Origin of the sequence: Cohnella sp. 56, assembly GCF_037963805.1 — a bacterium.
In the GTDB taxonomy this organism is placed as follows: Bacteria; Bacillota; Bacilli; order Paenibacillales; family Paenibacillaceae; genus Cohnella.
In genome coordinates, this window is record NZ_JAZDQE010000039.1 from 1 (window position 1) to 1,214 (window position 1,214).

Sequence of the window (1,214 nt, forward strand, 5' to 3'; positions counted from 1 at the left end):
ACTCGGGATCCGTCTCGGAGGGGATAGACTTTCGGCTACGGGGCTTTTACCCTCTGTGCCGGACCTTTCCAGATCTCTTCGCCTAACCTATCCCTTTGTAACTCCATGTGAGACGTCCCACAACCCCTGAGAGCAAGCTCTCAGGTTTGGGCTAATCCGCTTTCGCTCGCCGCTACTGACGGAATCACTCTTGTTTTCTTCTCCTCCAGGTACTTAGATGTTTCAGTTCCCTGGGTGTGCCTTCTCATGAGCTATGGATTCACTCATGGATGACTGGGCATGACCCCAGCCGGGTTTCCCCATTCGGACATCCCCGGATCAAAGCCTGCTTACGGCTCCCCGAGGCAATTTCGCTGTTCGCCGCGTCCTTCTTAGGCTCCTGGCGCCTAGGCATCCTCCGTGCGCCCTTATTAGCTTAACCTGTCGCTCCGCATGGCCGATTTCACCGCGTTCTCCCATCAACCCGTCTCACCGTTTACACGGCTCGACTGATGGTCGAAAGGCGCTTCAATTCGTCCATGCTCCGCTTGCAGCTAAACCTCACAAGGCAAGAGAATTACTAATTGCGCATTTTCGTTTCGCTATCCGGTTTTCAAGGTGCAAACAAGCGACCGAAGTCGTCTGCTCCCTCCGCTCATCTGACAAGCAGGCTGCGCGGAGAAATAAGGCATTGGTGGAGACTAACGGGATCGAACCGTTGACCCCCTGCGTGCAAGGCAGGTGCTCTCCCAGCTGAGCTAAGTCCCCATGGGAAGTATTCCATTAAAACTTGGTGGTGGGCCTTAGTGGACTCGAACCACCGACCTCACCCTTATCAGGGGTGCGCTCTAACCAGCTGAGCTAAAGGCCCGCACGTTATGGCCAGTTTCTCGCTGGCTTGACCTCAATTCCCGTAAAGGGAATCAAGACCGGCTTGGCGACGTCCTACTCTCCCAGGACCCTGCGGTCCAAGTACCATCGGCGCTGGAAGGCTTAACGGTCGTGTTCGAGATGGGTACGCGTGGAACCCTTCCGCCATTATCACCAAACCGGTATTGCAGAAGGATTTCTCCTTCAAAACTGAACTCGAGCGGTTAAAGCAACGGACTTCGTATTGCCCCGAAGGGCTCCTTAGAAAGGAGGTGATCCAGCCGCACCTTCCGATACGGCTACCTTGTTACGACTTCACCCCAATCATCTACCCCACCTTCGACGGCTGGCTCCCTTGCGGGTTA

2 tRNA genes and 3 rRNA genes are annotated in these 1,214 nt (G+C 55.2%); all 5 read right to left on the reverse strand.

Features of this window, described 5'->3' with window-relative positions:
• Positions 1 to 421: ribosomal RNA gene (locus VQ071_RS29230) — 23S ribosomal RNA — on the reverse strand; the annotation flags it as partial.
• 250 nt (positions 422 to 671) lie between these two features.
• Positions 672 to 747: transfer RNA gene (locus VQ071_RS29235), tRNA-Ala, on the reverse strand.
• 26 nt (positions 748 to 773) lie between these two features.
• Positions 774 to 850, reverse strand: a tRNA-Ile gene (locus tag VQ071_RS29240).
• 61 nt (positions 851 to 911) lie between these two features.
• Positions 912 to 1,028: ribosomal RNA gene (gene rrf, locus VQ071_RS29245) — 5S ribosomal RNA — on the reverse strand.
• Positions 1,029 to 1,114: 86 nt separating this feature from the next.
• Positions 1,115 to 1,214, reverse strand: a 16S ribosomal RNA gene (locus VQ071_RS29250); the annotation flags it as partial.